This is a genomic window from Streptomyces sp. NPDC026500, assembly GCF_055567635.1.
Map to the genome: position 1 here is coordinate 23,219 of NZ_JBVHQB010000001.1, position 22,830 is coordinate 46,048.

Consider the following 22,830-nt stretch of genomic DNA (forward strand, 5'->3'; position numbering starts at 1 on the left):
AGCCCTGGCACGCCCGGAATCCGTCACCCCGGGAACACGACGCTCCCGGCACGCGGCACAACCGGTCGACACCGGCGGTGCCGCGCCGACGCTCGGCCCCTGCTTACGCCGAGGCCTTCGACAACAGCGTCAGTTCCTCGTCCGTCAGCACCAGGTCCGCGACCCCCAGCAGCGCCGGAAGCTGCTCCACCGTGCGCGCGGAGGCGATCGGCGCGGCGACCGTCGGCTGTGCGGCCAGCCAGGCGAGGGCGACCGTCGGCACCGCGACGCCGTGGGCCCCGGCGATCTCGTCGAGGGCGGCGAGGACCCGCGGCCCGCGTTCCGTGCCGAGGTGCTTGGCCGCGCCCGCCGCCCGGGGCGAGTCGACGGTCGTTCCCGGGCGGTACTTGCCGGTGAGGAAACCGGCGGCGAGTCCGAAGTAGGGGACGGCGGCCAGACCGGCCCGGGAGGCGACGTCCCGCAGGGCGCCCTCGTAGGTGTCGCGCGAGACCAGGTTGTACTGCGGCTGGAGCGCGACGTAGCGCGCGAGGCCCTCGCGGTCGGAGAACTCCAGGGACTCCCGGAGCCGCTCCGGCGAGATGTTGGAGGCGGCGATGTGCCGCACCTTGCCGGCCCTCACCAGTTCGTCGAGGGCGCCGATGATCTCGTCGACCGGCACCTCCGGCTTGTCGAAGTGCGTGTAGTAGAGGTCGATGTGGTCGGTGCCCAGACGGCGCAGCGACGCGTCGGCCGCGGCCTTGATGTTGGCACCGGACAGCCCGGGGTACGCGGGGTGCTGGCTGACCTTGGTGGCGACCACGATCTCCGCACGGTTGCCGCGGGTCTTCAGCCACTTGCCGATGATGGTCTCGGACTCGCCGCCCTCGTTGCCCTCGACCCACGCCGAGTAGGAGTCGGCGGTGTCGAGGAAGTTGCCGCCGGCGGCCGCGTAGGCGTCGAGCACGGCGAAGGACCGGGTCTCGTCGGCCGTCCAGCCGAAGACGTTGCCGCCGAGGGAGAGCGGGAAGACCTCGAGGTCGGACGAACCGAGCTTGCGAAGAGAAGTCATGTACGACGTCAACACCCGTGCCGGATGCATGTATTCCGCGCTCACTCCGGACGGGCCGGTGCGCGCAGGCGTCCGTATCCGCCTGACCGGCGGTCCTGACGTCGGGGGGGATGACGTCAGGGCCGCCGGAGATCGGGGAGGACATGCGTACGGCACGCGTCAGGGGTCACACCCGCCCGCGTCGGACGCCGTACGGCTCGTACGGCTCAGGAGCCCGTACGGATCAGGGGTTGAGGCCCTTGCTCTGGAGCCACGCCATCGGGTCGATGCCGGTGGCGGCGCCGCCGGGGTGCACTTCGAGGTGCAGGTGCGGCCCGGTGACGTTGCCCGTCGCGCCCACGCGTCCGATGACATCACCCGTGGCGACCTTCTGGCCCACGCTGACGCTGATCGACGACTGGTGGCAGAACCACAGCTCCGTACCGTCGTCGAGGGTGAGGATCGTGCGGTAGCCGTACGAACCCGCCCAGCCGGCCTCGGTGATGGTGCCGCTGTGGATCGCCTTGATGAGCGTGCCGGTGGGCGCCGCGAAGTCGAGGCCGGTGTGGTAGCCGGAGGACCACATGGAGCCGGCCTCGCCGAAGCGCGAGGTCAGGGTGTACGAGGAGGTCGGCAGCGAGTAGCTCTTGGCGAGCTCGGCGAGTCGCTCGGTCTCGGCCTTCGCCTTGGCCTCCTCCTCCGCCTTCTGCTTCGCGGCGGCGGCCTTGGCCTCCGCGTCGTCCTGTTGCTTGGCGGCGAGCGCGACGGCCTTCTTCGCGGCGGCGGCCTGGGCTGCCTGCTGCGTGGCGGTGTCGGCCTGGTTCTGCTGCGACTGGGCCTGCTGCATGATGCGGGAGCGCAGCGCCTCACCCGCGTCCGTGGCACCCTGCGCCGCGTCGGCGCTGGTCAGACCGGCATTGGTGAGCGGAGTCGTGGAGCCCTTGGGGGCGCTGGATCCACCGTCCGATATCAGGGCCTTGGCGGACTGGGTGACCGACGACAGGTCGGGCAGCGAGATCGAGACGGGCGGCTTGCCCGGCGCGGCGCTGGCGATGCCACCCGCGCCGACGGCGGCTATGACGCCTACGCCGAGAACCGTGGAGCTGCGGGCGAGTCCTCCGCCGCGCTGCTTGCCCGTGCGGTGCCGGCCGCGGACGGGAAGAACGGAATCCTCGGTGGGGTTCCACTCCTCCCAGGGGCCCTCGTCCTTGCCGTAGCCGAAGGTATGTGTGTCATTCGGCGCGAACGAGGTCGGCTGAGCGGGCCGGTCGGATGCCACGTGGGCGCACTCCTTTGCTTCCTTGCCGCCTACCGGGTTAGCTGACGGGTTCGGAGCAGGAAGGTCTCCTACGCGCGTATAGCCACCGTGTTCCCACGGCGGAATACGCTCGATTCACCCCAAGTTGATGGTTCCCCGGTTCCCTTGCGGGATTCGGCACGTGCGCACGGAGCCACCTCTTGTGACGGCTGTAACGACCGCGCTGCGTTATCGAACGTTAATAGACTCAGGCACCGAATTCCAAGCTGTTCGGGCTGATCATTAACGGCTTTTGGCCTGGACTTTGAGGTCATGAGCGGTGAAAAACGGGCGAGTTGACCCTATCCCGTCGACACGGATTCCCTTGACGGTATGTCAGATGTTATGCGGAGGGGAACGGTCCGATCACCGTTCGTGACCATGCCTGAAATGGCCGTACGTGTGGCACGCGAAGGACCTCCCGAGCTCTGCGGAGATCCCCTCAGCGAGCACCCGTCAAAAGCGCCGGACGGCGAGCAGCGCCATGTCGTCCGTCAAAGCGCCGCCCGTATGCCGGCGGACCGCCTCGGAGAGGGCGGTCAACAGCGCGTCGGGGCCGGGAAAGACCCGTCCGGCCAGCCACGCGGCCGGATCGTAGAACGTCCCGCGTGAATCGCGGGCCTCGGACAGCCCGTCCGTGTGCAGGAGCAGCATCGCCCCGCGCGCAAAGCGGCTCTGTACCGCCCGGTCGGGCCAGGTTCCCAGCTCGCTCATCCCGAGCGGCAGCGCGAAGGGCTCGGCGCCGAGCGTGACGAGCGTGCCGTCGGGATGCAGGAGCAGGGGCGGCGGATGGCCGCGGTTGACGATGCGGACGACGTCCTCGTCGCGCGGGATCTCCGCGAGGACGGCGGTGGTGAACTCCTCGAACGCGTCAGGGCTCTCGTGCAGGGTGCCCGGGCGCGTCAGCGCCCGCTCCAGGCGCCGTGCGACCGCCTCCAGTGTCGGCTCCTGCTCGGCCGCCTCCCGGAACGCGCCGACCACCACGGCGACGGCGGCCACCGCGGTCATCCCCTTCCCCCGTACGTCCCCGACGACCAGCCGCACGCCGTACGGGGAGTCCTGCACCGCGTACAGGTCACCGCCGATGAACGCGTCCTCCTGAGCCGCCTCGTAGCGGGCCGCGACATCGAGGCCGTCGATCCGCTCCGCGGGCTCGGGCAGCACGGCGCGCTGCGCGAACTCGGCGATCTCCCGGACGGAGGCGAGCCGTTCGTCACCGCGCCGGACGACGATGTTGAGGAGGACGGCGAGAATGGCGGCCGTCGCCACGGTGACCGTCTCGGTGACCGCGTCGACCTGAAGGACGATGCCGAGCAGAGAGTGGACCAGGAACACCGCGCCGACGGCGCCGACGCCGGCGAGGACGGTGCCACGCAGCGAGTAGAGGGGCGCGGCGACCAGGGGTGCGGCCGTGAAGAGGGGGGCCGCGGTGTAGTCACCCGGGGTGAAGTAGTCGTAGAAGATCCCGGCGACGACGAGCAGCGCGGGCAGGGTCCGGACGAAGGCGCGCGCGAAGGAGATCCTGCGGGAACCCGCTGCCGCCGGAGCGGGCAACGGGGCGTTCCTGGGCCCGCGGCCGCCGGACGACGGCCCGTCGGCCCGGTCATGGAGTTCTCCGGTCCGCTGCTCACCTCCTGGCTGCCCCACCCGTCCAGAAGACCCGGAGCTCCGACGGCGGGCGACCGGTGTGGCCCGACCGGGGGATGCCGCCGACTGCCGGAGGGAACCTCCCGGGAGAAGGGGCTGAGAGAAGGACCCAGCAGAAAGGGCCGGGTGGGAGGACGATCCCGGGAGAGAACCGGCCCCGGGACAAACACCAAGGGCCGGAACTCGTGAATCCGAGTTCCGGCCCTTGGCCTTGAGTAGCGGGGACAGGATTTGAACCTGCGACCTCTGGGTTATGAGCCCAGCGAGCTACCGAGCTGCTCCACCCCGCGTCGTTAGGACCAGTGTACGCCATCCGCGGGACCCGAAGCACACACGTTCAGACGCACCCCTTCGGCGGCGTCGGCGGGCATTCGCCGACGCCGTTGCGCACGACACCCGGGGCCGAGCGAGGCCTAGTCGGGCAGATGTCCGTTGGGCGCCTTGGCCCGGTCCGCGTACTCGGGGAGGACGACGACGTCGGCACCCGCGGCGGCGAGGAGCCCGTTCCCGTCGGCGTCCGTGACGAAGGTGTCGGGCTCGCGCCAGGCGGTGACGACCCGGCGCACCCCGGCGTCGAGGATGAGCCGGGCGCACGGCGCGGGCCGGGAGGCGCGGTGGGCGCACGGTTCCAGGCTGCTGTAGACGGTGGCGGCGGCCAGTCGCGGATCGGCGGGGCCGATCTTGGCGAGGGCGGCCTCCTCGGCGTGCACGACGGGGTCGTCGCCCTCGCGGGAGTGGCCCCGGGCCAGCTCGGTCCCGTCGGCCGCGACCACCACGGCGCCGACGCTGAACGCGGTCTTCGAGGGCGGGCACAGCGCCGCCAGCTCGCAGGCGAGCTCCAGCCAGCGCCGGTCCGCCGCGGACGCGAGGGGGCCGGTGCCGGGCGCGGTGGGGACGTACCGGATGAGCACGACGTCCCCGACGGGCCGTGTCTCCACCAGCCGCAGCCGGCCCAGGGGATACGCGCCGGGCCCGAACAGCCGCGGCGCGTCCGGCTGCCCGACGAAGAGGGGGGCGACGGCGAGCTGCAGTTCGTCGGCGAGTCCCTCGCGCACGAGCTGGGTGTGGACCTTCCCGCCCCCTTCGACCATGAGGCGGCGCACCCCGCGTACGTCGTGAAGGTGTTCCAGCAGCACACGCCAGTCGAGGTCGGGCCCGGTCGGGACGACGTCGACGCCGACGAGGCCGTGCAGCAGGGCGGCCGCCCGCAGCGCGCCCTTGTCCGTCGTGTAGACGACCTTCTCGCCGCCCGTGTGCCAGAACTGCGCCTGCGGGTCGAGATCACCGGAACCGCTGACGGTGACCTTCAGCGGGTACTCGGGACGGCCGCCGGCGACACGGGCCGCACGTCGTTCGGCGGAGTTGACCAGGAGCCGCGGGTTGTCCGTGCGCAGCGTGCCGGCACCCACCAGGATCGCGTCGCTGGACGCCCGCACCTCGTCGACCCGGTCGAAGTCGGCCGGGCCGGAGAGCAGCAGCCGCTCGGGGCCGGTGTCGTCCAGGAAGCCGTCGAGGGAGACGGCGGCGGACAGCAGGACGTAGGGACGGGGCATCGGGACGCATCCTCCGGTCACACGCGCACAGTGGTTCAAGTCAGTGGTTCAAGTTTTAAACAATACCTAGACTGGTCTCATGACGACCCGCTGGCTCTCCGCCGCCGAACAGCGCGCCTGGCGCTCGTACCTCTCCGCGACCTCCCTGCTGGAGGACGCCATCGACCGCCGGCTGCAGGCCGAGGCGGGGATGCCCCACCTTTACTACTCCATCCTGGCCAAGTTGTCCGAGGCGCCGGACCGGCGACTGCGGATGACCGACCTCGCCGAGGCCCAGAAGATCACCCGCAGCCGTCTGACCTACGCGGTGACCCGTCTGGAGAAGGACGGCACCGTACGCCGGGAGGGCTGCCCCACCGACAAGCGCGGGCACATGGCCGTCCTCACCGACGCGGGCATGGCCCTCCTGGAGCGGGTCGCGCCGGGACACGTCGAGACGGTGCGAACGGCGATCTTCGACCATCTGACGCCTGAGCAGGTGGAACAGCTGGATGAGATCTGCGGAACCATCACACGGGCGATCCAGGACGGGAATTCCGGGGCGGCCGGGGAAGATCTGCCGTGGCGGCGGCGTTCCTGCTCCTCGTGAAGGACGCGAGGGGAACGAACCCCATTGCTTGAAGTTTGAAGCAGATGTAGGGTCTCCTCCCGAGACAGTGCTTCAAATCTGAAGCACCATCTCGTACGGACCCGCTGGACGGAGAGACAAGATGCGCGACCACCCCACCGCCACCGTGCGCACCCGCGTCCGCGTGCCCCTGCGCTTCGGCGACGGCTACTCCGTCGACGCGGAACTCGTGACCTTCCACGGCCTCGAGGACGGCAAGGAGCATCTGGCCGTCGTCCTCGGCGAGCCGGGCGAGAACCCGCTGGTGCGGCTGCACTCCGAGTGCCTGACCGGCGATGTCTTCGGCTCGGCCCGCTGCGACTGCGGACCCCAGCTGCGCGAGGCAGTGGAGCAGATCGCGGACCGGGGCGGCGTCCTGCTGTACCTGCGCCAGGAGGGCCGCGGCATCGGCCTCTACAACAAGCTCGACGCGTACGCCCTCCAGGACCAGGGGCTCGACACCTACGCGGCCAACGCGGCCCTCGGCCTGCCCGAGGACGACCGCGACTACACGGCGGCCGCCCAGATGCTCCGGGCCCTCGGCATCGGCTCCCTCGACCTGCTCTCCAACAACCCGGACAAGGCCGAGCAGCTCCGCGACCTCGGCATCACGGTCTCCCACCGAGTCCCGACGGGCGTGTTCACCACCGCCCACAACGTCCGCTACCTGCGCGCCAAGGTCCTCCAGACGCAGCACACGCTCCCGCTGCCGGAACTCACGGAGATCACGGAGCTCACGGGACTCTCGGCGGGCTGACGCCCCCGCGCCCCAACTCGTGGGTCTGCGCCACACGTTCCCTCGGGCCGGCGGCGGGCCGGTGGGACGGCGTGAGACCCCCGAGAAGAAACAAGCCCCCAGCTCAGATGTCCTCTGAGCCGGGGGCTTTTCCGTAGACCCTGTGGGACTCGAACCCACAACCAATGGATTAAAAGTCCACTGCTCTGCCAATTGAGCTAAGGGTCCCCGCACCGGACAACACCGACACGGCGCACCGGCCGGCGCCGATGCATCCCCGAGCATAGCGGGACGTGGCCGGGACTCCGATCGGGTATCGGGGACCCGGCCGCGCCAAAAGCGCACAAGGTCAGGGATCGACCGGTTCGGGCGCACCCTTGCGGGCGGCTTCACGGGCGATCGTGCGCTGGTGGTCGGGGTTGAGGAACCAGTGCCGGGCCGAGGCCAGCCACCAGGCCGCGGCGAAGCCGAGGACGACGAGGACGGCGATCGGGGCGTAGTTGAACGTCTCCCAGGTGACCGGGGAGACCTGGGGCAGCATGAACAGGATCGTGATGACGACCACCCAGCCGACCGCGATCACCCCCACGGGCCGGGACCAGCGACCCAGATGCCAGGGTCCGCGCTCGAAGGCGTCACCCTTGCGCACCCGCAGCAGCGTCGGGATGACGTACGCGACATAGAGGCCGATCACCGCGATCGACGTCACGGCCGCGTAGGCCGCGTAGTTGATCAGGTACGGCAGGCCGAGCAGCAGGGCGCCCAGCGCGGCCAGCCAGACCGCCGCCACGGGGGTCCGCGTGCGCGGATTCACCGTGTGCCACACCTTCGAGAACGGCAGCGCGCCGTCGCGTGAAAAGGCGTAGATCATGCGGCTGTTGGCCGTCACCGATGCCATGCCGCAGAAGAGCTGGGCGCCGATCACGACCAGCAGCAGGAGCTTCCCGGTCGTCGCGCCGAGAGCGTCCAGCAGGATCTGCGCCGGGGGCGCGCCCGTCGCCGAGCCCAGCTCCTTGTCGTACGACTGGATGGCGAAGTTGAAGCCGAGCAGCAGGACGAATCCGGCGATCCACGAGGTCCAGATGGACTGCACGATGCCCTTCGGGCCGGCCGTGGAGGCGTCGTGGGTCTCCTCCGTCATATGGGCGGAGGCGTCGTACCCGGTGAACGTGTACTGGGCCATGAGGAGTCCGATGAGGACGACGTAGACCCCGCTGCCCCAGCCCGTGTTGTTCACGAACTTCGTGAACACGAATTCCGCCGACTGGTGGTGGTCCGGTACGAAGGTCAGCGCGCCGACGATGACGGCGACACCGATGACGTGCCACCACACGCTGATGCTGTTGAGGAGGGCGACGATCCCCACGCCGAAGGTGTTGAGCAGGCCGTGCAGGATCAGGATTCCGGCGAACAGGAGGACCGTGCGGCCCGGCGTCACCACGAAGTCGAACTGGAGGTTCAGATAGGCGCCGAGGAAGGACGCGGCGCCGAAGTCGATGCCGGCGGTCACCGCGACCTGGCCGAGGACGTTGAACCAGCCCGTGAACCACGCCCAGGCGGCCGCGCTGCGCTCAGGGGCGAGCCGGTGCGCCCAGAAGTACAGCCCGGCGGACGTCGGGTAGGCCGAACAGATCTCGGCCATCGCGAGCCCGACGAACAGCGTCATCAGGCCGACCGCGACCCAGCCCCAGGTGATCACGGCGGGACCGCCGGTGTTCATGCCGAACAGATACAGCGTCAGACAGCCCGACAGGACCGAGATGATCGTGAAGGAGACCGCGTAGTTGGAGAACGCCGACATGCGGCGGGCGAGAACCTGCGTATAGCCGAGCTGGGCAAGCCGTTCTTCGTCCGACAGCCCACTCGCCATGGCGTCATCTTTCATGCCCCCAGCGATTCCCTCGCCGCGGGCATGACATGCGCTGAAACTGGCAGCACATTGGCCGGAAAAGGGTCGTGCGGGCCTGCTCGGCCCCTCTCGATCTTCACCCGCGGCCGGTGACCTCTTCCGCGAAGGCGCCCTTCCCGTGGCCCTGCCGGGAGGTCAGCGGGCCGATCGGGCTGATCGGGGCAACGCGAAGGGCCCGTACGACCGGAGTCGTACGGGCCCTCGATGGTTCACGTCAGGCTGGATCAGCCGTTGCGCTTCCAGCGCGGCTTCTCGTCACGGCGGAACGTGCCGGTGCCGGTGCCGGTGCCCGTCGTGCGGTGGTCGTCACGACGGCCGGTCGGGCGGTCGTGGCCGGAGCGGAAGCTGCCGCCCGCGGGACGGTCGCCCTGACGGTCACGGTTGAAGGGACGGTCGCTGCCCCGGTGGCCGCCACGGTTGTCGTCACGACGCTCGAAAGAACGGCCGCCACGGTCGTCACGGTTGAAGCCGCCACCACGGTTGTCGTCACGACGCTCGAAAGAACGGCCGCCACGGTCATCGCGGTTGAAGCCGCCACCACGGTTGTCGTCACGACGCTCGAAAGAACGGCCGCCACGGTCGTCACGGTTGAAGCCGCCACCGCTGCGGTTGTCGCGGTTGAAGCCACCGCCACGGTTGTCGTCACGACGCTCGAAGGAACGGCCGCCACGGTCGTCACGGTTGAAGCCGCCACCGCTGCGGTTGTCGCGGTTGAAGCCACCGCCACGGTTGTCGTCACGGCGCTCGGAGGAACGGCCACCGCGGTCGTCACGGTTGAAGCCGCCACCACGGTTGTCGTCACGGCGGAAGCCGCCACGGTCGTTGTCACGGCGCTCGTAGTTGCCCCGCTCGTCGCGGCGCTGACGCGGCTCGTACGCGGGACGCTCGGTCTGCTCGGCGACAACGGCCTCGGCGGCCGAGGTCTCGACGACGACCTGCTCGGCAACGGCCTCGGCGGCAGCGGCGACGGCCACCTCCGGGTCCTCGCCCCGCTCACGCGCGGCACGCGCGACCAGACGGTCGGCCTCACCGCGCAGCTCCGCGGCACGACGCTGCGCGCGCTCCAGCTCCTTGGTGAGCTGGGTGACCTCACGCTCGGCCTGCTGGGCGGCGTCGCCCGCGGACTGGGCCTGGACCTCGGTCATCGACCGGGCGCCGGTGATCTCGGCGACCTCGGGCTCGAAGGCCGTGCCCGAGTTGATGATGTGACGCGCGGCGTCGACGCCCGCGTCCTCCATCAGCCGGAAGATCTGGCGGCGCTGGTGCGGCAGCGACAGCGAGACGACGGTGCCGGAGCGGCCCGCGCGAGCGGTACGGCCGGAGCGGTGCAGGTAGTCCTTGTGGTCGCCGGCCGGGTCCACGTTCAGGACCAGGTCGATGCCGTCGACGTGGATACCGCGGGCGGCGACGTCGGTCGCGACGAGCGCGTTGACGTAACCGTCCTTGAAGTCGGCCAGCGTCCGGGTCCGCGCGCCCTGCGTCATGCCGCCGTGCAGCGCGTCGGCCTTCACACCGGCGTCGCGCAGCTGCTCGGCGATGCGGTCGGCGCCCAGCTGGGTGCGGACGAAGATGATCGTGCGGCCCTTGCGGGAGGCGATCGCGGCGGTGACCGGCGCCTTGTCCTTGGGCTTCACGATGAGGATGTGGTGCGACATGGTCGTGACGTTGCCCTGGGCGCTGTCGACCTCGTGCGTCACCGGGTTCGTCAGGTAGCGCTTGACCAGCGTGGAGATCTCGTTCTCCATCGTGGCCGAGAACAGCATGCGCTGGCCGCCGGCCGGGATCTGGTCGAGCAGCTCGGTGACCTCGGGCAGGAAGCCCAGGTCCGACATCTGGTCGGCCTCGTCGAGGACGGCGATCTGGGTGTTCTCCAGCGAGCAGGCGCCGCGGTTGATGATGTCGCGCAGACGGCCCGGGGTGGCGACGAGGACGTCGACGCCGCGCTCCAGGGCGTAGATCTGGTTGCCCATCGACGTACCGCCGCAGACGACCTTCATCTTCAGGCCGAGGACGTCGCCGTAGGGCTGCAGCGCGTCGGCGACCTGCATGGCCAGCTCACGGGTCGGCGTGAGGATGACGGCGCGCGGCTTCTTCTTCTCGGTGTGACCGCCGGCGAGCTGCGCGAGGGTCGGCAGACCGAAGGAGAGGGTCTTGCCGGAGCCGGTGCGGCCACGGCCGAGGATGTCCTTGCCGGCCAGGGCGTCCGGGATGGTCGCGGCCTGGATCGGGAAGGGGCTGGTCACACCGTTCTGCGCGAGCTTGCGGACGATGCCCTCGGGGAGACCGAGGTCCTCGAAGGTCATCTCGGGGGCGGTCTCGACGGCCTCGACGGACTCGATGACCTCGACGGCCTCGAGGGTCTCGATGACCTCAGCGGCCTCGACCGCGTCGTTGTTCTCGGGCACGACGACGTGATCAGTACTGGAAACAGACATGCGAAATGCGAACCTTCCGGAGTTCTTCGGCACGCGCCCAAACTCCGTGAAGTCGCAAACGACCGCCTCTATGCGGTCCGGCCACGGCAAGGGAGAGTACGCGCCACGCGGCGCTCTCTGCGGCGGCGCCGGGCAAATGGGATCAAACGATCTACTACCATACGCACCCTTCCCCCATGAAGGCAAACTGAGCCCCATACGACCAGGTGAGGATGCGTTCTTAGCCACCCGCTCGCATCAACAAAGCTACCTCGGCCGCGCCGACCGCGCTGTTGAACGGGCCACATCCACGGCCCCGATCCCCGTGAACCCCGCCACATCCGGCACGTCCACCACATCCACGAGGCCCGGCACGGCGGCCCCGCGACTGCCCTACGACGCCCACAGCGCCCGGCACCAGCGGCTCAGGGCATCCACAGCGGCCGACGGCGGCCGACACCGACAGCCCACGACGTCCGTGCGCCCGACGCCGACGCCCCCCGTGCGGCACCTGTCCCCGCCTCGGCCCCCCGCCCCCGCTACACGGGTGAGCCCGCCTCGGGTGCCGGCTCCCGCTGGACCAGTTGCGTCACCGGCTGCTCGTGCGCCGACGACGAGGGCTCCGCCGTACCGGGATCGGGCGCCGACGGCGACGAGGCGGGCGGGGGCTCGGGGGTCGGCTCCGCCGTCGTCCGCGTGGGACTCGGCTCGTCGCCCGGCGGCACGGGGTCCGTGGACGGCCCCCCGCCCTTCTGCGGCACCTTCGCGGACGGCTTCGCACCCGGGGACGCCGACTCCGACGCGCCGTCGGACGCGGACTCCCCCGGCTTGGGCGAGGCCTTGTCGCCCTTGGCGCCCTGTCGGCTCTTCCCGCCGTACGACCCGACGCCGCCGCCTCCCGCCACGGTCCCACCACCAGGTGCCTCGCCGGCCCGTCGCCCGGCCGAGTGCGAGGGCCCCGGACGCCCCGCGTCGTCGCCGACGCTCATGCAACCGGCGGCGGCGGCAACGGCCATGACCGTGGCGGCCAGACGGACGGGTACGTACAAGGCGCGCACGGGCGGCCACCTCCGAATGGGGTGTCCCCCGCTCGAGAGGAACCGGGAGCGTGGGGAGAAACGGGAGTTCCCTCTGTCCAACTCCCGCCGCCCGCAGGAGGACACGCGCCCCCCGGGCCCAACCGGGCCCGAGGGGCGTACGGGAAGCTCGTGCTTCCCGCGCGGCGAGTGCGATCCGGGAGGTGCCGCGGGTCAGCCGATCGCCAGCGGGGCCTCCGGGGCCAGCGCGGCCGCGATGCGCTGGGCGACCACTTCGGCCATGTTGCCGTCGGGCGTGTCCTTGGCCTTGGTGGCGCTGATCGCGATGGCGAGACGGTCGGACGGGAGATACGCCTGGATCGCCGCGTAGCCCGAGAACGACGGGTTCTGCAGGACCCATCCGTTGATCACGATGACACCGAGCCCGAAGTGCTTGGCCCTGGTCTGCTCCAGGCAGACCGTGGCGGGACAGGTGGCGGTCGCGTGACCGAGGCCGACCGTCCCCGGGTTGAGCAGGGTGCGGTAGGAGCGGTGCGAGAGGAGTTCGCCGCTGCCGATGGCCTGCGCCGAGCGGGCCAGGTCACAGATGTGCGTGGTGATGACCGCGCCGGGCGCGGTGGTCCACGAGGGGTTCCAGAAGGTGGACTCCTCGTACAGGCCGCGCTCGGACGTGAAGGCGTGCAGGACCGGACGCGGGATGTCGGGGGTGAAGTTGTTCCGGGTGTTGTCGAGACCCAGCGGACCCGTGACCCGCTCCCTCAGGAACCTGTCGATCCGGGTGCCGGTGATCTTCTCCAGAGCCTGGATCAGCAGCACGTAATTGGCGTGGGAATAGCTCCAGTTGGTGCCCGGCTTGTACCAGAACGGGTGGCTGTAGGGATACGCGAGCAGCTGCTTAGGGGTCCACTGGCGGAACGGGTGGGCCTCCAGCTCGGCCAGGAAGGCCGGGTCGGTGACGTAGTCGTGCAGCCCGGTGGTGTTGGTGGCCAGCATCCGCAGGGTGATCTGGTTCGCCTTGGGCAGAGTGGGCAGCCAGCGCTCCACGGTGTCGTCGAGGCGGACCTTCCCCTCCTCGACCAGCTGGAGGAGGGCCGTGCCGACGTAGGAGAAGGCCACGGAACCGGCACGGAAGTGCATGTCCGGCTGGGCCGGGACACCGGTCATGGACTCGCCGAGCGCGTCGGTGAGGACCTCGCGCCCGTCGCTGGTGACCTTCAGCTCCACGGACTTCAGATGGAGTTCGGCCTTCGCCCTGCGGGTGATGTCGAGAACCTCACGGGCCTCGCCGTCGAGAGGTCTCTCGGTCCTCACACAGTCGCTTCTGTCAGAACGTCCGGGCCCCCCGGCGGACGCCGGTGCGGCGGCGGTGGCCTGGACCGTGACGGCGAGGAGAGCGGCGCAGAGGAGGGCCCTGCGGGCAGCGCGCGCACGGGTCCGCGGTCGCGTCGGGATAGGGATGCGGGTCATGCCCGCACTATGTCCGGACGATTGATGTCAATTCGACAGAACACTCCGGAACTGGTATGAGACACCCCATGTGGGGCAGACGACCGGCTCCCCCTCAACCGGATCAGGCCCTCCGGAGTCTCCGTCGTACGCCGCCGGTGGCGCGCCGTCCCCGACAATGGCCTTGTGCTGGAGATGACGCGCGAAACCTTCGAAGAGCTCGTGAGCCAGGCGCTCGACCGGATCCCGCCCGAGCTGACCCGGGTCATGGACAACGTCGCCGTGTTCGTCGAGGACGAGCCTCCAGCGGACGACCCCGAACTGCTGGGCCTCTACGAGGGCACCCCGCTGACCGACCGCGGCGAGTGGTACGCCGGGGTGCTCCCCGACCGCATCTCGATCTACATGGGCCCCACGCTGCGCATGTGCGAGACCTCGGACGCCGTGGTCCACGAGGTCGCGGTGACCGTGATCCACGAGATCGCCCACCACTTCGGCATCGACGACGAGCGGCTGCACGAGCTGGGCTGGGGCTGACCGAAGCACGAACGGGCCCGCGGCCGAGCGCAGCCCACCTCCCCGCACGGACCCGGCCCGCCCCCGACCTCGGGCCAGGCCCGCCACAACCACGACCTCGGACCAAGACCCGGCACGACCCCAGCCTCAGACTCGGCCCAGGACCGCCCGACCTCAGACCCAGACGCAGACCGCCCCCACCAGCCTCAGACCCGGACCGGCACGACCACGGCCTCAGACCCGGCGCCGGACCGCCCCGGCCTCGGACCCAGACCCGGCACGACCGCGGGCGCCCGCACACCCGTCCCGCAAGGGTGAAGGAACTCCCGCATACCCGCCCCAACCCTTGGGCATACGGGACCAATGGCCCGCGTCCGCGTTGCCGCAACCGCCACCGTCCGCCGCACGACCGACCGCGCCCGCCGGGCGCTGCACGCGCTCACCCGCCGCCGCCACGGCCGCCGCAAGGGCCCGGTGCTCGAACTCGCCGCCCGGCCGAACCCGTACGCCCGCGCCCTCGGACTTCTCTGCGTGGTGCTGCTCGGCGCCTGGCTCGGACTGCTGGTCGTGGGCGACGTCCGCGTCCCGGTCGGCCCCATGAACACCACCATGACCCTGCGCCCCTCCCTCACCGGCGGCACGAAGATCAACATCTCACCGCTCGGCGCACTGGAACTGCGCAGCCACGAGGCCCCGCTGCGCCTCGACGTGGACGTGGACCGGCTCGACCCGGAGCGCTCCCAGGCCCTCGTCGACCACCCGGAGCGCCTCGCCGGACTCCAGGACGAAGTCGTGCGGGACGTCGAGCACGGCACCCTCGACCTGGCCGTCCGCTCCTGCATAGCGGTGGTCGCCGGCGCCTCCGCCCTCGGCCTCGCGGTCTACCGCCGCCCGCGCCGGGCCCTCACCGCCGGCGGCCTCGCCCTCGCCCTGCTGACCGCCTCGGGAGCGACCGCCTTCGCCACCTGGAACCCCGAGTCGGTCCTGGAGCCGAAGTACTCCGGACTCCTCGCCTCCGCACCCTCACTGGTCGGCGACGCCCGCAGCATCGTGAGCGAATTCGACGTCTACCAGAAGGAGTTGGCGCGTCTGGTGACGAACGTGACGAAGCTGTACGACGTCACCTCCACCCTCCCCGTCTACGAGCCCGACCCGACCACGATCCGGGTCCTGCACGTCTCCGACATCCATCTGAACCCGGCGAGCTGGAAGATCATCGCCTCGCTCGTGACGCAGTACTCCATCAACGTGATCGTCGACTCCGGCGACACCATGGACCATGGATCGGCGGCCGAGAACGGCTTCCTGGACCCGATCCGGGACCTGGGCGCGCCGTACGTCTGGGTCCGCGGCAACCACGACTCGCGCGAGACACAGCGCTACCTGGAACGCATGAAGAACGTGCACGTCCTCGACAACGGCCGCGCGGTCACCGTCGCCGGCCTGCGCTTCGCCGGCATCGGCGACCCCCAGTTCACCCCGGACCGCGCGGTCGCGCCGGGCGGCGACGCGGCGGAGGATCTCGCGGGCGCCCGGCTGGCCTCGGCCCTGAGCGACCAGCTCGCCGCGGGCACCCCGGTGGACATCGCCGTCGCCCACGAACCGTCGGCCGCCCGCGGGACGGACGGCCAGGTGCCCCTGGCGCTGGCCGGTCATCTGCACCACGAAGGGATGGAGGTCATGCAGTACGGCACTCGGCTGCGCGTCGAGGGCTCGACGGGCGGCAGCGGGCTGCGCGCGGTCGAGGGCGCTTACCCCGACCCGATCGAGGCCTCCGTCCTTTACTTCGACCGGGACACCCACCGGCTCCAGGCCTGGGACGAGATCAAACTGGGCGGGCTGGGTCTGACGACGGCCGAGGTCAGCCGCCATCTCGTGAAGGAGAACCAGCCCGGAGCCACCTCGTCGCCGACGCCCTCTCCGAACCCCTCCGGGACCTCCCCGTAAACCGTTTTGGCGATACCCGCCGCCATCCCATATGCTCATGACGTCCCCGACGCGCTGGAAAGCGCGCAGGCGGGCCGATAGCCCTCATCGTCTAGCGGCCTAGGACGCCGCCCTTTCAAGGCGGTAGCACGGGTTCGAATCCCGTTGGGGGCACGTAACACCGTGTGCGACACTTGCTTCGCTTGTTCGCACACAACAGCTTGGTCCTGTGGAGCAGTTTGGAGTGCTCGCCACCCTGTCAAGGTGGAGGCCGCGGGTTCAAATCCCGTCAGGACCGCTGAGGTTTCCTCGGAAACCTCGTGGCTGGGTAGCTCAGTTGGTACGAGCGATCGCCTGAAAAGCGATAGGTCGCCGGTTCGACCCCGGCCCCAGCCACAGCAAAGGCCTCGATCTTCGGATCGGGGCCTTTTTTCGTATGCCCCAGAGCTGTCCGGCTCACTCGCCACCGGTGTCCCGCCCGGCCCGTCCTCGACTTGGCATGCCTCACGCATGGCGCTACGTTCTGGCCCGCGGACGCGACGGCGCGGACGCCATGTCTCGGACGGGGGAACGAATGGTGTCGAACGGTGACAGGTCGAGACCGGTGCGCGAGCTGGATCTGGAGCGCTACCGCGCCCGCTACGGGCTGACGGCGGTCGTCATGAGCAACCTCGCGGTCGTCGGCGTCGCGGTCTTCGGGGTCTGGCAGCTCCACGGCAACGATGCGGTGAGCGTCGGCGTGCTGACCGCCGCCTTCACCGCGGTGAGCGGCACGACCACGGCCTACCTGGGCATCAAGGCGGTCTCGAATACGGCCAGGGCCATGGCGCAACCGCAGGCCCCCGCCCCAGCAGCAGTCCCGGGAGCGGCAGCAGCCTCGGAAAAGGTCCCGGGATCAGCCGCGACCTCAGCGGCAGTCCCGGCGCCGGCGGCGTCCCCGGACGCGGCCCGGGAACAGCCGCAACTCCAGGAGTAGCCCCGGAGCCGACGGCCACCAGGACTCGCGCGTGCCGCGGCCGGGGCGGCCGGACCGGGTTCCGCACCACGACGCCGCTCCGCCGTGCTCGCCGAGATCGGTGCGCAGGTCACCAAGGGCGAAGCCCGGACGGCCGAGCGCGTACCCGGTGTCCATCCGTACAACCTTCCGCCGTACAACCTTTCGCCCCACTGACCGATCTTGCGTGGCGGGACGTGGGGTGAATCCGCCGACACGCCCAGGGGAGAGGGAGTGGGTATGCGGAGAACCCGGTTGGCGATCGGGCTGGTCGCGTCACTGGTCGCCGGGATCACCGCCGTCGGCGTGGGCGATCCGACCGAGGCCGTCGCCGCACCGGTGGCGGCGCCGCGGGTCGATTTCAACGGCGACGGCTACGGGGACATGGTGGTCACCGGAGGCGGCGCGGCGTCCGTGCTCTACGGAGGGCCGGGCGGACTCAGCACCGCGCGAAAGGCCAGGATCACCAAGGACTCCCCCGGCATCCCCGCCTCGGTGGCCACGGCGACGGGTTTCGCCGGGGACGTCACCCCGGGTGACCTGGACGGCGACGGCTACGACGACCTCGTGATCATGGTCTACGGCCGGGCGCCCGTCGTGGTGTGGGGCGGCCCGCGCGGTCTGTCCGGCGGCACCCTCCTGGCCGACGGCACTGCGGACGACGGGATGGTCGCCGGGGACTTCGACGGGGACGGGCACGAGGACCTCGCGGTCCCGGGCAACTACGCCGGGTTCCACATCGACAGGGGCCCGTTCTCCCGGGCCGGCGAACCGGCCGCGGTCGACGCGTACTCGTACCAGGACATCGACGCCGACTTCGGGGGCCAGCACATGGTCGCGGGCGAGGTGAACGGCGACGGCGCGACCGACCTCATCATGCTCGGTTCGATCCACCGGACGCCTCCGAAGGAGGGGTACTACGCCGGTGCGGTCCTGCTGCTCGGTTCGCCCGGCGGGCTGCACAGCCCGCGTCGGCTCTCGGGTCTGGGCGCGAGCGCGGCGATCGGCGACGTGGACGGGGACGGCTTCGGCGACGTGATCCTGGGCGGATACCTGGAGGGCTACAACCCCGCTGGCGTGGTGGGCGGTTCCATCATCGTCAACTACGGCAGCGCCACCGGCCTGAGCACCACCCGTCCGGCGGTGCGGATCAGCCAGGACACGCCGGGCGTCCCGGGCACGGGCGAGAAGTACGACCGCTTCGGCTTCGCCCTCGCCACCGGTGACATCAACCACGACGGTTACGCGGACGTCGCGGTCAGCTCCCAGCAGGAGAGCATCTCCGGAGTCTCGACGACCGGCGGGGTGACGGTGCTGCGCGGCTCCGCGAAGGGCCTGACCGCCACCGGCGCCATCGCCTACAACCAGAACTCCCCCGGCGTGCCGGGCGCGAACGAGTACTACGACAGGTGGGGGAGCACTCTGCTGCTCACCGACATGAACCGGGACGGCCGCAGCGAACTCGTGGTGGGTACGGAGTTCGAGAACCAGGACGTCGGCAACGTCTGGTACTTCCCGTCCGGCGGTTCGGCCCCCACCACCAAGGGCCTGGTGTCCTTCAGCTACCGCACCCTCGGCGGCACGGACAAGAGGAACACTTATTTCTCCTTTGTCATGGTCTCCTGACGGACCGGCCTCGCACGGCACCGTGCGGCCGCGAGGGGGCGGGCCCAAAAGGGTTCGCCCCTTCTTTGCCCGAGGTGAGATCCTGGACCGCGTATGTCTACGCACCCTGCCCCCGCCCTCGGCGATCTCGCCGCACGTCTGGCCCAGCTGTCCCTGCGCGACGCGCACCGGCTCGGGCGCAGGCTCGAAGGCGCGCGCAAGATCCACAAGCCCGAGGCCCGCTCCGCCGTGTTCGCCGAGATCGAGGCGGAGGTCAACAAGGGCGAGCTCCGTATGGCCGAGCGCCGCGCCCGCGTGCCCGCCATCACGTATCCCGAGCAGCTGCCGGTCAGCCAGAAGAAGGACGTGATCGCGGAGGCCATCCGCGACAACCAGGTGGTGATCGTCGCCGGTGAGACCGGGTCCGGCAAGACCACCCAGATCCCGAAGATCTGCATGGAGCTGGGCCGTGGCGTCCGCGGCATGATCGGGCACACCCAGCCCCGTCGTATCGCCGCGCGTACCGTCGCCGAGCGGGTCGCGGACGAGCTGGACACGCCTCTCGGCGAGGCAGTCGGCTGGAAGGTCCGCTTCACCGACCAGGTGAACCCGGACGCCACCTTCGTCAAGCTCATGACGGACGGCATCCTCCTCGCGGAGATCCAGACGGACCGCGAGCTGCGCGCGTACGACACGATCATCATCGACGAGGCCCACGAGCGGTCCCTCAACATCGACTTCCTGCTCGGCTACCTCGCCCAGCTGCTGCCCAAGCGCCCCGACCTCAAGGTCGTGATCACCTCCGCGACCATCGACCCGGAGCGTTTCTCCCGGCACTTCGGCGAGGCCCCGATCGTCGAGGTGAGCGGCCGGACGTATCCCGTGGAGGTGCGCTACCGCCCGCTCCTGGAGGAGGACTCCGAGGACGCGGACCGCGACCAGATCACCGCGATCTGCGACGCCGTCGAGGAGCTCCAGGCCGAGGGCAAGGGCGACATCCTCGTCTTCCTGTCGGGAGAGCGCGAGATCCGCGACACGGCCGACGCGTTGACGAAGAAGAACTACCGCTTCACTGAGGTCCTGCCCCTGTACGCCCGGCTGTCGCACGCCGAGCAGCACCGCGTCTTCCAGGCGCACACCGGGCGCAGGATCGTTCTGGCGACCAACGTCGCCGAGACCTCCCTGACCGTCCCGGGCATCAAGTACGTCATCGACCCGGGCACCGCGCGCATCTCCCGGTACAGCCACCGCACGAAGGTGCAGCGGCTGCCCATCGAGCCGGTCTCGCAGGCCAGCGCTAACCAGCGCAAGGGCCGCTGCGGCCGTACGTCCGACGGCATCTGCATCCGGCTGTACTCCGAGGACGACTTCGTCGCCCGGCCGGAGTTCACCGACGCCGAGATCCTCCGTACGAACCTCGCCTCCGTCATCCTCCAGATGACCGCGGCCGGCCTCGGCGACATCGAGAAGTTCCCGTTCATCGACCCGCCGGACCACCGCAACATCCGCGACGGCGTCCAGCTCCTCCAGGAGCTGAACGCGCTGGACCCGGCGGAGAAGGACGCACGCAAGCGGCTCACGCCGACCGGCCGCAAGCTCGCCCAGCTGCCCGTCGACCCCCGGCTCGCCCGGATGGTCCTGGAGGCCGACAAGAACGGCTGTGCCCGCGAGGTCATGGTGATCGCGGCCGCGCTCTCCATCCAGGACCCGCGCGAGCGGCCGTCGGAGAAGCAGGCGCAGGCCGACCAGCAGCATGCCCGCTTCAAGGACGAGACGTCCGACTTCCTCGCCTTCCTGAACCTGTGGCGCTACGTCCGCGAGCAGCAGAAGGAGCGCGGCTCGTCCGCGTTCCGCCGCATGTGCAAGCAGGAGTACCTGAACTTCCTGCGCATCCGCGAGTGGCAGGACATCTACAGCCAGCTCCGGACGGTCGCCAAGCAGATGGGCATCCATCTGAACGAGGAGGACGCGCCCGAGCAGAGCGTCCATGTCTCCCTGCTCGCCGGTCTGCTCTCGCACGTCGGCATGAAGGACGTGAAGGAGACCGGCGGGGAGAGCGGGAAGAGCACGGGGAAGAACGAGTACCTGGGCGCGCGCAACGCCAAGTTCGCGATCTTCCCGGGTTCGGCGCTCTTCAAGAAGCCCCCGCGTTTCGTGATGTCCGCCGAGCTCGTCGAGACCTCGCGGCTGTGGGCGCGCGTCAACGCCCGCATAGAGCCGGAGTGGGTCGAGCCGCTGGCCGGCCATCTCCTCAAGCGGACGTACAGCGAACCGCACTGGGAGAAGGACCAGGCCGCCGTGATGGCGTACGAGAAGGTCACGCTGTACGGCGTGCCGATCGTCGCGCAGCGGAAGGTGAACTACGGGCGGATCGACCCGGAGGCCAGCCGCGAGCTGTTCATCCGCAACGCGCTCGTCGAGGGCGACTGGCGTACGCACCACAAGTTCTTCGCCGACAACCGCAAGCTCCTCACCGAGGTCGAGGAGCTGGAACACCGGGCCCGCCGCCGGGACATCCTGGTCGACGACGAGACCCTGTACGACTTCTACGACCAGCGGGTGCCCGAACACGTCGTGTCCGGGGCGCACTTCGACTCCTGGTGGAAGCACAAGCGCCACGAGGAGCCCGAGCTCCTCGACTTCGAGCGCTCGATGCTCATCAACGACCGGGCCGGGGCGGTCTCCAAGGACGACTACCCCGACTCCTGGCTCCAGGGACGGCTGAAGTTCCGGGTGACCTACCAGTTCGAGCCGGGCGCGGACGCGGACGGCGTGACCGTCCACATCCCGCTCCAGGTCCTGAACCAGGTCACGGACGAGGGCTTCGACTGGCAGATCCCGGGCCTGCGGGAGGAAGTGGTGACGGAGCTGATCCGTTCCCTCCCGAAGCCGATCCGGCGGAACTACGTTCCCGCCCCGAACTTCGCCCAGAAGTTCCTGGAGCGGGCCGTACCGCTCCAGGAACCGCTGACGCTGACCATGGCGCGCGAGCTCAAGCGCATGGTCGGAGTACCTCTGACGGCCGACGACTTCGACTGGTCCCGGCTCCCCGACCATCTGAGGATCACGTTCCGGATCGTCGACGAGCGGCGCCGCAAGCTCGCCGAGGACAAGGACCTGGAGGCCCTGAAGCTCCGGCTGAAGCCGAAGGCGCGCCAGGCGATCTCGCAGGCCGCCGCGGCGACGGCGGAGCGCGAGGGCGGCGAGTCCCTGGAACGCACGGGGCTGACGGACTGGACGATCGGCTCGCTCAGCCGCCTCTTCGAGACGCGCCGGGCGGGCCAGCCGGTGAAGGCGTACCCGGCCCTGGTCGACGACGGACCCGCGGCGAACACCGTCTCCGTACGGCTCTTCGACACGGAGGCCGAGCAGGCCGAGGCCATGTGGAGGGGCACCCGCCGGCTGATCCTGCGGAACATCCCGGTCAACCCGGGCAAGTTCGCCTCGGACAAGCTGACCAACGCCCAGAAGCTCGCCCTGTCCGCGAACCCGCACGGCTCGGTCCAGGCCCTCTTCGACGACTGCGCGATGGCCGCCGCGGACAAGCTGATCGCGGACTTCGGCGGCCCGGCCTGGGACGAGGAGTCCTACCGGAAGCTGTACGACAAAGTGCGCGCCGAGATCGTCGACACGACCGTGCGCACCGTCGGGCAGGTGCAGCAGGTGCTCGCCGCCTGGCAGGCCTGTGAGCGCCGCCTGAAGGGCGTCAGGAGCCCGGCGCTGCTCGCGAACCTCACGGACGTACGCAAGCAGCTGGACGCCCTTGTGAAGCCCGGTTTCGTCACGGCGACGGGACTGCGGCGGCTGCCGGACCTGATGCGCTATCTGGTCGCCGCGGACCGCCGTCTCCAGCAGATGCCGACCGGCGTCCAGCGGGACACCAGCCGCATGGAGAAGGTCCACGAGATGCAGGACGAGTACGCCTGGCTCCTGGAACAGCTGCCGCAGGGCCGGCCGGTGCCCTCGTCGGTCCTGGACATCCGCTGGATGATCGAGGAGCTCCGGGTCAGCTATTTCGCCCACGCGCTCGGCACGGCGTACCCCGTCTCCGACAAGCGGATCGTGAAGGCGATCGACGCCGCCGTCCCGTAACGGCGCCTGTACGTGTGGTGAGTT

General features: G+C 70.2%; 15 protein-coding genes, 5 tRNA genes and 1 riboswitch. Of the genes, 10 read left to right on the forward strand and 10 right to left on the reverse strand.

All coding sequences use genetic code 11. The features are described 5' to 3' along the window. Positions 1 to 103: 103 nt before the first annotated feature. The 5 genes from ACZ4N5_RS00075 to ACZ4N5_RS00095 form a co-directional block, all read right to left on the reverse strand. Positions 104 to 1,048, reverse strand: a complete 945-nt coding sequence (locus ACZ4N5_RS00075) for an aldo/keto reductase (RefSeq protein ID WP_467754899.1) — start codon at positions 1,046 to 1,048, stop codon at positions 104 to 106. 223 nt (positions 1,049 to 1,271) lie between these two features. Continuing rightward, on the reverse strand, positions 1,272 to 2,306 hold the full coding sequence (locus tag ACZ4N5_RS00080) for a M23 family metallopeptidase (RefSeq protein WP_467754900.1): 1,035 nt from the start codon (positions 2,304 to 2,306) through the stop codon (positions 1,272 to 1,274). Positions 2,307 to 2,318: 12 nt separating this feature from the next. Further along, a riboswitch (cyclic di-AMP (ydaO/yuaA leader) is annotated at positions 2,319 to 2,475 on the reverse strand. Positions 2,476 to 2,780: 305 nt separating this feature from the next. Next, the gene (locus tag ACZ4N5_RS00085; RefSeq protein WP_467754901.1) at positions 2,781 to 3,878 is read right to left on the reverse strand and encodes a PP2C family protein-serine/threonine phosphatase; all 1,098 of its coding nucleotides are present in this window, start codon (positions 3,876 to 3,878) and stop codon (positions 2,781 to 2,783) included. Positions 3,879 to 4,187: 309 nt separating this feature from the next. Continuing rightward, positions 4,188 to 4,261: transfer RNA gene (locus tag ACZ4N5_RS00090), tRNA-Met, on the reverse strand. A gap of 123 nt (positions 4,262 to 4,384) precedes the next feature. Then, the gene (locus ACZ4N5_RS00095) at positions 4,385 to 5,524 is read right to left on the reverse strand and encodes a dihydrofolate reductase family protein (RefSeq protein WP_467754902.1); all 1,140 of its coding nucleotides are present in this window, start codon (positions 5,522 to 5,524) and stop codon (positions 4,385 to 4,387) included. 79 nt (positions 5,525 to 5,603) lie between these two features. Between ACZ4N5_RS00095 and ACZ4N5_RS00100 the strand changes: the two genes are divergently transcribed. Continuing rightward, the gene (locus ACZ4N5_RS00100; RefSeq protein WP_467754903.1) at positions 5,604 to 6,113 is read left to right on the forward strand and encodes a MarR family winged helix-turn-helix transcriptional regulator; all 510 of its coding nucleotides are present in this window, start codon (positions 5,604 to 5,606) and stop codon (positions 6,111 to 6,113) included. Between the two features lie 121 nt (positions 6,114 to 6,234). Beyond that, positions 6,235 to 6,888: a GTP cyclohydrolase II gene (locus ACZ4N5_RS00105; RefSeq protein ID WP_467754904.1), complete on the forward strand. Its 654-nt coding sequence runs from the start codon at positions 6,235 to 6,237 to the stop codon at positions 6,886 to 6,888. Between the two features lie 134 nt (positions 6,889 to 7,022). Here ACZ4N5_RS00105 and ACZ4N5_RS00110 read toward each other — a convergent pair. From ACZ4N5_RS00110 to ACZ4N5_RS00130, 5 genes are all read right to left on the reverse strand, one after another. Beyond that, positions 7,023 to 7,095 (reverse strand) — tRNA-Lys (locus ACZ4N5_RS00110). 121 nt (positions 7,096 to 7,216) lie between these two features. After that, entirely contained in the window at positions 7,217 to 8,752 is a 1,536-nt protein-coding gene (locus ACZ4N5_RS00115; protein ID WP_467754905.1) for an amino acid permease, read from the reverse strand. A gap of 248 nt (positions 8,753 to 9,000) precedes the next feature. Then, entirely contained in the window at positions 9,001 to 11,211 is a 2,211-nt protein-coding gene (locus tag ACZ4N5_RS00120) for a DEAD/DEAH box helicase (RefSeq protein WP_467754906.1), read from the reverse strand. A 518-nt stretch (positions 11,212 to 11,729) separates the two neighbouring features. Then, entirely contained in the window at positions 11,730 to 12,248 is a 519-nt protein-coding gene (locus tag ACZ4N5_RS00125) for a hypothetical protein (protein ID WP_467754907.1), read from the reverse strand. Between the two features lie 192 nt (positions 12,249 to 12,440). Next, entirely contained in the window at positions 12,441 to 13,538 is a 1,098-nt protein-coding gene (locus tag ACZ4N5_RS00130; protein WP_467754908.1) for a serine hydrolase domain-containing protein, read from the reverse strand. 321 nt (positions 13,539 to 13,859) lie between these two features. Between ACZ4N5_RS00130 and ACZ4N5_RS00135 the strand changes: the two genes are divergently transcribed. From ACZ4N5_RS00135 to hrpA, 8 genes are all read left to right on the forward strand, one after another. After that, on the forward strand, positions 13,860 to 14,210 hold the full coding sequence (locus ACZ4N5_RS00135) for a metallopeptidase family protein (RefSeq protein ID WP_467754909.1): 351 nt from the start codon (positions 13,860 to 13,862) through the stop codon (positions 14,208 to 14,210). Between the two features lie 342 nt (positions 14,211 to 14,552). Continuing rightward, the gene (locus ACZ4N5_RS00140; RefSeq protein WP_467754910.1) at positions 14,553 to 16,136 is read left to right on the forward strand and encodes a metallophosphoesterase family protein; all 1,584 of its coding nucleotides are present in this window, start codon (positions 14,553 to 14,555) and stop codon (positions 16,134 to 16,136) included. An 80-nt stretch (positions 16,137 to 16,216) separates the two neighbouring features. Continuing rightward, positions 16,217 to 16,289: transfer RNA gene (locus tag ACZ4N5_RS00145), tRNA-Glu, on the forward strand. 49 nt (positions 16,290 to 16,338) lie between these two features. Further along, a tRNA-Asp gene (locus tag ACZ4N5_RS00150) sits at positions 16,339 to 16,413 on the forward strand. 24 nt (positions 16,414 to 16,437) lie between these two features. After that, positions 16,438 to 16,511 (forward strand) — tRNA-Phe (locus tag ACZ4N5_RS00155). 208 nt (positions 16,512 to 16,719) lie between these two features. Then, positions 16,720 to 17,091: a hypothetical protein gene (locus ACZ4N5_RS00160; protein ID WP_467754911.1), complete on the forward strand. Its 372-nt coding sequence runs from the start codon at positions 16,720 to 16,722 to the stop codon at positions 17,089 to 17,091. Between the two features lie 258 nt (positions 17,092 to 17,349). Next, complete coding sequence (locus ACZ4N5_RS00165; RefSeq protein WP_467754912.1) at positions 17,350 to 18,735, forward strand: FG-GAP repeat protein; 1,386 nt, start codon at positions 17,350 to 17,352, stop codon at positions 18,733 to 18,735. Positions 18,736 to 18,828: 93 nt separating this feature from the next. After that, a complete protein-coding gene (gene hrpA / locus ACZ4N5_RS00170) occupies positions 18,829 to 22,806 on the forward strand; it encodes an ATP-dependent RNA helicase HrpA (protein WP_467754913.1) in 3,978 nt (1,325 codons plus the stop codon). The last annotated feature ends 24 nt before the right edge of the window (positions 22,807 to 22,830 follow it).

What these genes read in the sequence shown, in the direction of transcription:
- ACZ4N5_RS00095 (WP_467754902.1), bottom strand. Translation starts at nt 5,524, where the DNA reads ATGCCCCGTCCCTACGTCCTGCTGTCCGCCGCCGTCTCCCTCGACGGC.
- ACZ4N5_RS00100 (WP_467754903.1), top strand. Translation starts at nt 5,604, where the DNA reads ATGACGACCCGCTGGCTCTCCGCCGCCGAACAGCGCGCCTGGCGCTCG.
- ACZ4N5_RS00120 (WP_467754906.1), bottom strand. Translation starts at nt 11,211, where the DNA reads ATGTCTGTTTCCAGTACTGATCACGTCGTCGTGCCCGAGAACAACGAC.
- ACZ4N5_RS00105 (WP_467754904.1), top strand. Translation starts at nt 6,235, where the DNA reads ATGCGCGACCACCCCACCGCCACCGTGCGCACCCGCGTCCGCGTGCCC.
- ACZ4N5_RS00140 (WP_467754910.1), top strand. Translation starts at nt 14,553, where the DNA reads ATGGCCCGCGTCCGCGTTGCCGCAACCGCCACCGTCCGCCGCACGACC.
- ACZ4N5_RS00115 (WP_467754905.1), bottom strand. Translation starts at nt 8,752, where the DNA reads ATGAAAGATGACGCCATGGCGAGTGGGCTGTCGGACGAAGAACGGCTT.
- hrpA (WP_467754913.1), top strand. Translation starts at nt 18,829, where the DNA reads ATGTCTACGCACCCTGCCCCCGCCCTCGGCGATCTCGCCGCACGTCTG.
- ACZ4N5_RS00075 (WP_467754899.1), bottom strand. Translation starts at nt 1,048, where the DNA reads ATGACTTCTCTTCGCAAGCTCGGTTCGTCCGACCTCGAGGTCTTCCCG.
- ACZ4N5_RS00165 (WP_467754912.1), top strand. Translation starts at nt 17,350, where the DNA reads ATGCGGAGAACCCGGTTGGCGATCGGGCTGGTCGCGTCACTGGTCGCC.